This window comes from Methanoculleus sp. 10, from assembly GCF_913757945.1.
Lineage (GTDB): Archaea > Halobacteriota > Methanomicrobia > Methanomicrobiales > Methanoculleaceae > Methanoculleus.
The window spans coordinates 1-8895 of record NZ_CAJYDP010000016.1 but is presented as its reverse complement, the minus strand read 5'-3'; the positions used below and the strand labels follow the sequence as shown (position 1 = coordinate 8895).

Annotated in this window: 12 protein-coding genes and 1 pseudogene; 11 read left to right on the top strand and 2 right to left on the bottom strand. The window is 65.1% G+C overall.

Annotated elements, in window-relative coordinates; all coding sequences use genetic code 11:
- From QZ408_RS14585 to QZ408_RS14565, 5 genes and pseudogenes are all read left to right on the top strand, one after another.
- A pseudogene (locus QZ408_RS14585) lies at positions 1–279 on the top strand (hypothetical protein); the annotation flags it as partial.
- Positions 280–364: 85 nt separating this feature from the next.
- Positions 365–1501, top strand: coding sequence for an AAA family ATPase (locus QZ408_RS14580; RefSeq protein ID WP_292492744.1), 1137 nt, complete (start codon positions 365–367; stop codon positions 1499–1501).
- A gap of 350 nt (positions 1502–1851) precedes the next feature.
- The gene (locus QZ408_RS14575; protein ID WP_292492741.1) at positions 1852–2118 is read left to right on the top strand and encodes a hypothetical protein; all 267 of its coding nucleotides are present in this window, start codon (positions 1852–1854) and stop codon (positions 2116–2118) included.
- Positions 2115–2456: a hypothetical protein gene (locus QZ408_RS14570; protein WP_292492740.1), complete on the top strand. Its 342-nt coding sequence runs from the start codon at positions 2115–2117 to the stop codon at positions 2454–2456. The genes QZ408_RS14575 and QZ408_RS14570 overlap by 4 nt, the downstream gene beginning before the upstream one ends.
- Complete coding sequence (locus QZ408_RS14565; protein ID WP_292492737.1) at positions 2453–5353, top strand: hypothetical protein; 2901 nt, start codon at positions 2453–2455, stop codon at positions 5351–5353. Before QZ408_RS14570 ends, QZ408_RS14565 begins: the two co-directional genes overlap by 4 nt.
- Positions 5354–5365: 12 nt before the next feature.
- Here the strand turns inward: QZ408_RS14565 and QZ408_RS14560 are convergent, their stop codons facing one another.
- A complete protein-coding gene (locus tag QZ408_RS14560; protein WP_292492735.1) occupies positions 5366–5563 on the bottom strand; it encodes a hypothetical protein in 198 nt (65 codons plus the stop codon).
- Positions 5564–5655: 92 nt separating this feature from the next.
- Between QZ408_RS14560 and QZ408_RS14555 the strand changes: the two genes are divergently transcribed.
- The 5 genes from QZ408_RS14555 (at position 5656) to QZ408_RS14535 (ending at position 7493) form a co-directional block, all read left to right on the top strand.
- Positions 5656–5841 (top strand): hypothetical protein, encoded by a 186-nt coding sequence (locus QZ408_RS14555; protein WP_292492732.1) that lies wholly within the window; start codon positions 5656–5658, stop codon positions 5839–5841.
- A complete protein-coding gene (locus QZ408_RS14550; protein ID WP_292492729.1) occupies positions 5838–6128 on the top strand; it encodes a hypothetical protein in 291 nt (96 codons plus the stop codon). Before QZ408_RS14555 ends, QZ408_RS14550 begins: the two co-directional genes overlap by 4 nt.
- Before the next feature lie 51 nt (positions 6129–6179).
- Complete coding sequence (locus QZ408_RS14545; protein ID WP_292492727.1) at positions 6180–6389, top strand: hypothetical protein; 210 nt, start codon at positions 6180–6182, stop codon at positions 6387–6389.
- 100 nt (positions 6390–6489) lie between these two features.
- Complete coding sequence (locus QZ408_RS14540) at positions 6490–7182, top strand: hypothetical protein (RefSeq protein ID WP_292492724.1); 693 nt, start codon at positions 6490–6492, stop codon at positions 7180–7182.
- Between the two features lie 44 nt (positions 7183–7226).
- Positions 7227–7493, top strand: coding sequence for a thioredoxin family protein (locus QZ408_RS14535; protein WP_292492721.1), 267 nt, complete (start codon positions 7227–7229; stop codon positions 7491–7493).
- Between the two features lie 128 nt (positions 7494–7621).
- On the opposite strand, the gene QZ408_RS14530 is transcribed toward QZ408_RS14535, so the two are convergent.
- Positions 7622–8212, bottom strand: coding sequence for an HVO_0476 family zinc finger protein (locus QZ408_RS14530; protein ID WP_292492719.1), 591 nt, complete (start codon positions 8210–8212; stop codon positions 7622–7624).
- A gap of 33 nt (positions 8213–8245) precedes the next feature.
- Between QZ408_RS14530 and QZ408_RS14525 the strand changes: the two genes are divergently transcribed.
- On the top strand, positions 8246–8680 hold the full coding sequence (locus tag QZ408_RS14525; RefSeq protein ID WP_292492717.1) for a DUF371 domain-containing protein: 435 nt from the start codon (positions 8246–8248) through the stop codon (positions 8678–8680).
- Positions 8681–8895 lie beyond the last annotated feature (215 nt).

The window sequence follows — 8895 nt, the reverse complement described above, 5'->3', positions numbered from 1 at the left end:
GTCGGGACCGTCTCGCTCCACTCCCCCTCGATCGCCGCGTTCGATGCGAACATCGCGGAGGTCCTCGCGAACACCGCGCTTGCGACCGCGATGGGCGGCGTGGCCGAGCGCGACTTCGGCGGCGAGAGTTACTACTGTCAGCTCAGGTGCCACGACCCCTCGGGCGACGACTACTACGTCACCTTCACCCGAAAGACCGTCCGGATATCGTCCTACCAGGACGATGCAATCAGGACCGCCGTCGAGACCTGGGCCGACGCCGTCCCGGAGCTGAGGTAAGAGGGGGGATAACCCCCACTTTCACTTTCACTTTCACCCCGCGCACGGCTCCCCGTTAATAACTACCTCAGCTCCAGACTGGAGTATGACACATTCATCCCTTCTCCGCCACGACCAGACCCTCTTCCGCGACCCCGAGGCCTTTGAGCCCACATTCGTCCCCGACCACCTCCACCACCGCGACGCCCAGGTCCGGGAGCTCGCCTTCCTCATCCAGCCCGCCCTCCGGGGCGGAAGCCCGATGAACGCCGTCCTCCGCGGCCCCCCGGGGACCGGGAAGACCACCACCGTCCGCCGGATCTTTCGTGAACTCAAAGAGAGCACCAAAAAGGTCGTCCCGGCCTACGTCAACTGCCGGCAGGACCACACCCTGCTCGCGGTCTACCGGAGCATCTCAAGGCACCTCTTCGGCTACGCACCCCCCTCACGGCACCTCGGCGATATCAGGGAGGGCATCGCCGCCCGGCTCGGGGAGAAGAACGCAAGCCTCCTGGTCTGCCTCGACGACGCAAACTACCTCATCCCGGCGGGCACCTACAACATCCTCCTCTACCAGCTCCTCCGGCTCTACGAGAAGTGGGACGTCCGGGGTGCCGGGGTCTTTGCGGTCACAAGCGATCTTGCGACGAACCTCTACGCCGAGGCCGATGGGCCGGTACGGTCGATCTTTCGCCCGACCGAGGTCAACTTCCCGCCCTACGGGAAGACCGAGATCCGCGAGATCCTCGGCGACCGCATCCGGCAGGGGCTCTACCCCGGGGTGGTGCCGGCGCCGGTCCTCGACCTTGTCGCGGAGATGACCGCCGGCGAGCAGGACATCCGGGTCGGGATCGCCCTCCTCCGGCAGGCGTGCCTCCGGGCCGAGGGGGACGGCCGTCGCCGGGTCACCCGGAAGGACGTCATGGGTGTGGTCGCCGGGGTCAGGTCACCGGCGCTTGCCGCCCGGACCGCCGCGCTCTCCCCCGGCGAGCGCACACTCCTCTACCAGATCGCGGAACAGTCGCTGTCCGGGGGCGAGATGATGGCGGGGGCGGTCTTTGAGGAGGTGCAGGACTACCTCGCCGTCGGGAGGACGACCTACCATACCCGGTTACGAAGGCTCGCCGATGCCGGGATCGTCGACCTCCTCCAGACCGGGAAGGGGTACGAGGTCCTCCTCCGCTACGCTCCCGACGAGGTCTTTGCGGCGTGTGCCCGGGGCGGGACTCCGTCCCCGGGATGATCCGGCGAAAAGGCTGAACAGGTCGGCACTCCCAATCCTGCCGGCAATTCACGATCCCGGCCTGCTCCTTCCAAATTTTCTTTTTTGATAAAGAAACGTTTATATGGGGTCCGATGCCCAATTCAGGGCCTGTGGATCATCCTTTTAACCGGGGGAGCCTGAGAATGATGTATGCGCCGGGCATCTTCCCGGTGCGAGGTAACGACCATGCAACACGACAGAAGAACCCCCGATGGGGGAGGACCCGGGGGCGGCGGCCGCAGCCCGGATCCGACGGCAGAGCCTCTCCGGGAGAACCGGGCCGCCGGCGGTAAAGTCAGACTGATAACGTTCCAGGGCGAGGAAACAGAATGCAGCACAGAGACAGGATAGACGGCAGCCCACGGGATGAAACGTACGCCAATATCGATTCACACGGGACTGCCGATAACACTTCTTCTTCCAGGGCAATAAGCGCAGCTACCGGGGAGCGACGCGCAGGTGTCGTCCCGCTCTACCTGATTCCCCAGGCGGTCGCAGACGAGATCCGGCGGCACGGCCGGGCCGTGCGGGAGATCCACGTCTGCCGGACGCGGAACCACCACTACACCGTCACCGTCGAGCGGGGGCGGCCATGACCCCGGAACCGGGCACCCTCGCCTGCACGGCGGCAGGCGGGCTCATCGTCCACGTCGAGGCGGAGAGCTGCCGGATCGCGCCGGACGACACAAGGGCGCTTGTCTTTTCGGGCAGGCCGGCCCCGGTCGTCCGGGAGCGGGTGCGGCGAGCGAACGGCACCGTCACGGGAGAAGTGACGATCGAGGGGCACGCGGCGCTGAACCCCGCGGGCCGGGCGGTGGTGATCCGGACCCGGGAGGGCGCCTGGATCGTCCCGTTCGCCTCCTTCCGGCGCGTCGCGAGCGGGGAGGCGGCGAGCGCCCCCCTCCTTCCCCTCGCCCCGGAGGTAGGGCTATGAGCGGGGAGATCCGCCGGGCGGTGGAACTCCTCGCCGCCCCCGGCAGCGTGGTCGAGGTCCGGGCGCTCGCTGACGGCGTAACCCACTCGGGCTACTTCGACGACCATAAGGCGCTTGTTCAAGCCGTCGAGCCCCTCGATGCCGATCCGGCGGTCGCCGGGATCTACGTCACCCTGAACGCCCCGAACCCGGCGCTCCTTGCCCGGCGGGCAAATCGGATCAAGATGCGTCTATCGCGGAAAGATGCGACGACCGCCGACGCCGACATCACCCGCCGGCGCTGGTTCCCAATCGACATCGACCCGGTCCGGCCGGGCGGGGTCTCATCGACCGACGAAGAGCACGACGCGGCCATCGCTGCCACAGAGAGGATCGCAGCATACCTCGCCGAGCAGGGGTTCCCTTCGCCCATCAAAGCCGACTCCGGGAACGGGGCGCACCTGCTCTACAGGATCGACCTCGAAAACGACGGGGCGGCAACGGAGGTTGTCAGGGGGGCGCTCGCGACCCTCGACGCCCTCTTCTCGAACGACGTGATCACCGTCGACACCGCGAACCACAACGCCGCCCGGATCTGGAAGCTCTACGGGACCGTATCCCGGAAGGGCGACAACACCCCCGAGCGGCCGCACCGGCGGGCGAAGATCCTCGCGGCTCCAGAAGAGATCGAGATCGTCCCGGTAGATCGGCTCCGGCACCTCGCCGGGCTCCTCCCCCGGGAGGAACCTCTCCGATCGAAGAATACCGCCGGCATCGACCTCGGCCTCTGGCTCGCGGAGCACGGCATCGCCGTCCGGAGCACGAAACCCTACCAGGGCGGCACCCTCTACGCCCTCGCCGAGTGCCCGTTCTCGTCGGCCCATAACGACGGCGCGTTTGCCATCCAGTTCGCAAACGGTGCCGTCTTCGCCGGCTGCCACCACCAGACCTGCGGCGGAGGGGCGCAGCGCTGGCCCGAGCTCCGGGGGATGTATGAGCCCCGGGAGAAGACCCGGAGAACGCCGCCGGATACAGAGAACCAGTACTCCCCTCCCGACGGGCACCGCGAGCGTGCGCTCGATATCCTCCGGACCGGCGACCCGCTCGCCTTCCTCCTTGACACCTTCAACAAAGCCCACGTCGGCGACCGCACCGTCGCGGAGTGCCTCGCGATCTCCATCGCCTCGCAGTCCGTCGAGAACACGAACGGCCTCCACGTCGCCGTCTCCGGCAACTCCGGGAAGGGCAAAACCCACGCCTGCGCAACGATGCAGAACCTCATCCCGGCGGCCTACAAACTCAAAGGCACCGTCTCCGACAAAGCGCTCTACTACGACGATAGCCTCCGGCCGGGGACCGTCCTCCTCTTCGACGACGTCTCGCTCTCCGACGACCTCCAGGAGGTCCTCAAATCCGCAACCACGAACTTCCGCGAGCCGATCGAGCACCGGACCCTCACGACCGAGAGGAAACTCCGGGTCTGCACCATCCCCGAGAGGTGCGTCTGGTGGCTCGCGAAGGTCGAGGATATCGGCGACGACCAGGTGATGAACCGGATGCTCACCGTCTGGATCGACGACACCGCCGGCCAGGACCGAAGGGTGCTCGACCACATGAAAGAGGCCGAGGCGGCCGGCCAGTCCCATAGAGAAGACGACGTCCTCACCTGCCGGGCGATCTGGGAGGTCGTCAAAGAGGAGGTCCTCCCCGTCCGGATCCCGTTTGCCCGGAGAATCCAGTTCTCCACAACCCAGAACCGCCGGAACCCGGGCATGCTCTTTGACCTGATCAAGTGCCGGGCCCGGCTCTTCTTTCTCCAGCGGGACCGCGACGGCGACGGGGCGGTGATCGCCCGGGAAGAAGACTTCGCGGCGGCGGCCAACCTCTACGGCGCCCTCAACGGCGAAGCCGGCGGCCAGGAGACCAAACTGACGAAGAACGAGGCCGCGGCGCTTGCGACGGTCGGGAGCATGGGGGTCGAGGTCTTCACCGTCCGGGAGCTCCAGAACGCCCTCGGCCTCTCCTATTACCAGACCCGGCGGCTCCTCCACGGCTACAACAACAGCCGGGCCGCGTATGCCGGCCTCCTGGAGAAGTGCCCCGCGATCAGCCTCTACGACGCCACCGTGACGGAGGGCGGCGAGTACGGGGTCACGGTCCGCCGCCGGGAGCAGTACTTCACGTTCGATGGTGAGGCCTACCGGGCCTGGAGCAATGGTGCCTCGGTCTGGCTGGACGACGACCCGGACGTTGGCAGCAATGGCAGCAGATTGCAGCAGAATGGCAGCAGGTGCTGCCAACAAGAGATCGGCCAAAACGGGGAGGGTTCCGGGAAAGGTGCTCAGGATATCAAGAGAGATCGATCTATGTACGTACATGTACAGCAGAATAAGAGAACGGAGAGCACGGACGATGAAACTCCGGGTGGTGGCCGGGGTGCCTGCGTTTTCCACACTGCTGCCAATGATCCGGAGGATCCCACGAATCGTAGCGGAAATACAGATCCGGTCTCGGAGGCGGCTGCACTCAATGGCAGCACCTGCTGCCAACATGCTGCCGATGTGCTGCCAACGTCGCCGCCCATCAACCCCGCGGACTACATCGCCCTCCCGGTGGAGAAGAACCAACCCTGCCACATCTGCGGTCGCCGGCCGACATCCTCCGTGAAACGGGGCGGCGAGAACCGGTATCTCTGTTACGACTGCCTCTCAAAGGCGAAGCGGCCCGGAAAAGTGTGCCCCCTCCCCGGCACCCTGGACCACCGGACGTTTGAGCGGGTGAAGGTGGAGATCGGCCGGTGTGACGTCTGCGGGGAGAGAAAGGCGGTCTACCGCTCGGGGGAGGCGCAGGCGAAGGTCTGCGAGGGGTGCTACGCCCGGCTGGTCCGGGAGTGGAACAGGGGGAAGGGGGTCCGATAAGCGGAGATAATGTCATATGATTGGCCGGAGGGCGTGACGGCTGAAGCTCCTTCGTTCTCCTGCTCCTGCCCTGAGGGCCAGCCGCGACTCCAACGTCACCTTCACCAGGACGGCGCCATCGGCCGACGCGGTGCCCGCACCGGCATGAAGGGAACTCTTCCCCCGCTCGCTCTTTGCCGGGGATCCCCTGACCGGGATCGGGTCTGTCATCCGGGGGAAGCCTCCCGGCTGCGGTGTCGCGTCCCTCGTTCACCTGGCCCGTGAAAGAAAGTATATCCGTGATCAGCACAGATCAGGTTTTAATGTCGGCTACGGAGAACATCCCCGTCTCAAAAAAGACCTATAACGAGATTCTGGACCTCAGGCGCCCGGACGAGACGCTCGACGATACGCTCGCGAGATTGGTGGAAAGGGTAAAAAAACAGCGGCTCACGGATGATATCGAGGAAATCATGGCGCGCAATGAGTTCGTGGAGTTAGACCTGTGACATTCCGCCTCATGGTGGACAAACATGCGCTGGATTTCTTACATTCGCTCGAAGCCAAAGATCAGCGGATCATCAAAGAAAAATTGAAAATTTTACAGGATAATCCCTACCCTGGCCCGGATGGCGACAAAGAGAAACTCCATACAAACAAAAAGCGGGAGTCATACCGCCTTCATGTCGCACGTTCATTCACGGTTATTTACAATATCGACCCGGATAACAATCTCGTCTATATTACCCATATTATGTCCATCGAGAAGGCACACCGAAGATACGGGCGCATTTGAGCCTCCCGGATGCACCATGATGGCTCTTTGGATTACAAAAACCCCTGGAGGATGCACGACTGCCTCTCAAAGGCAAAGCGCCCCCTCCCCGGCACCCTGGACCACCGGACGTTTGAGCGGGTGAAGGTGGAGATCGGCCGGTGTGACGTCTGCGGGGAGAGAAAGGCGGTCTACCGCTCGGGGGAGGCGCAGGCGAAGGTCTGCGAGGGGTGCTACGCCCGGCTGGTCCGGGAATGGAACAGGGGGGCGGGAGTGCGGTGAAACTCCGCCCCGGGGATGGATGAAGCCACGGCAACGCACCCGAACCCTCCCCCGCCCACGACGGTACTAATTTATTTCACCAAAAGGCGATTGTACACTAATGAAACAGACACAGCAGAAAACCCCGAAGGGCGACGATAAGGCGTGGCTGAAATGGGCCTACGTGGGCGTCGCCCTGCTGGTTGCGGTGGCCATGGTGGGGACCTACCTCGCCCCGATCTTCGGGAGCAGCCAGAAGGCCAAAGTGGGGAACACCGCGGCCATCGGCTACACCATCCGCGGCGAGGACGGGCGCCCCATCATCACGACCGACCAGAACCTCTTCTCGAGCGAATACCAGAAGGGGAACCTCGTCCTCCTGACAAGAGGCCTGACGATGCCCGTCGGCGCCCGGGTCTCGGGCGAGAACGTCGCCGTCCTGCCGGTCGAGTACCCGCCGGACTTTGCGGACGTCGGCCTTCTCGGCTTTGAGACCAACGCCATCTCCGAAGGGCTCGTCGGGATGCGCCCGGGGGAGACGAAGGTCATCGGTTTCTCCTACGGGGAGAATAACCTCGAGGCGAACCTGAGCCGGGAGGATGCCGACGGTATCGGGCTCAACTTCACGGAGAGAAAGGTGGGTGATGTGGTCGCGCTCGGGCTGACGAAATCGCCGGACCTCCCCATGGGCAACGATACCAGCGAGGCCCCGGCACTCCGGTTCGGGAAGGTGACGGAAAAGACCGACGACTCGCTGGTCATCACCTACCGCTACGGCAGCGCCGAGGTCACCCTCAACAGCATAACGGGGTAACTACACCCCACAGATTTTTATAGTCTCCCCGCTTTCTGCCATATATGGCGGTAAAGGTGATAAGTTTCTACCAGGAGGGGTGCATGGGGTGCGAGGAGCAGACCCCGATCCTTCATGAGGTGGAGCAGGACCTCGGGATCACCATCGAGGAGATCGATGCCGTGAAGAACCCGCACTACATCAAAGAGTATAGCCTCCGGGTGACCCCCACAACCCTCGTCATCGAGGGCGACGAGGTCAGGGAGCGGATGGAGGGGCTCGTCCACCGCGAAGACCTCGAGGCCGCGATCCGCCGGCACCTGCCCGGGTAAGGCCCCGGCGGGCGCGAATCTCCATCCTGCTGTGTCGTCCGGGGTTACCGGCCGCCCGTGAGAGCGGCGGCGGCATGCGCTGCAATGCCCGGCGGGCCCGCCCCGGTCTCCTTTTGGGCCCGTGGGACTCACGGTCTTGGGTAGCGCCCCTCGAGGTACCCGTAGATCCGCTTCACCCGCCGGGCCACCGTCTTCCAGCCCTCTTTGCGCATGACCGGGCCGTCGCGGAGTTTGATGTGCGATATCCGGATCCGCCGCCCGCCGAAGGTGTAGGCCTCCCCGACGACGAACTCCTCCTCCCCCTCCGCGGTCTGGTAGAGGGGGAGGGTCGTGCGCCCGGTGTGGATGGATGCCTTCACGACGACCTGCTCGATGCCCCGGGTCCAGAGGGTCGTCACCTCCCCGGCCTTTGCCCGGCGGACTCGCTTCTCGCCGGCCTCGATGCCGGTGACCTCAACCCCATAGACCTCGTCCCCGCACTCCGCGGCGATCTGGTCCCCGAGGCTCACGACCTCGCCTTCGAGCATCTCCACGCTGCAGACCTGCGACTCCGTCTCCCGGCTCACGATCGCCCTGATGGTGAAGATACGGGGTTCGGGGGGCTTTGGTATCCGGTGGACCTGGCCGCACACACTGCACTGCACCACCAGTTCGGCGGCTTCCCGGAGAACCTGGTGTTCGCACTCCTCTTTACAGACGGGGCAAACGATACTCATCATTCATTAGCAATAGAAGCCCTCACCTAATTAAGCATGAAGGCAAGGGATATCGTGCGGGCGCGGGGGCACCCGCTGGTCCAGGGAACCCATCGGACGACGTTTGAGGTGACGAGGGACGAGACATTGACCCCATCGGGCGACTGCATCATCGGCATCGGGGCCAACAAAGGTGCTGCAGACCTCGACCCCGGCCTGAAAGCGGCGCTCCGCGACGACCGGGCGGTGCTCACGGCCCGTCTTTCTGCGGGGGGCGAGACCGTCGAGGTCCGCTCAAGAGGGAGCGCGGCGTTCACCCTGGACCACCCCGCCGACCTCGTCTGGCGGCAGAGCGGCTTCGTCTCCGACCGGACCGTGGGCATCCGCTCCGATCGCGTCGCGGCCACCCTTCCCCGGGAGTTCATCGCGGCGCTCCGGCGGGGGGAGGAACTGGTGGTCGAACTTGAGGCGGAGACCCCGGAGGGGCCCTGACCCGGCAGGCAGGAGCGGACGCCTCACCGGGCGTTCCGCAGCCCGACGGCAGGAGCCCCTTCGGGATCGCCCGGCGAGATCCAGGGCCGTAACGACGAGTGTCCGCCCATCCTTTCTCGTCCACCGCGGGGCGCGATGAGCCGTCCGAAAGCGTATACGAACCAGAATCGAACGGCACCCGGCCCCTGCAGGCCGGGACGGCAACCGGGGATAGG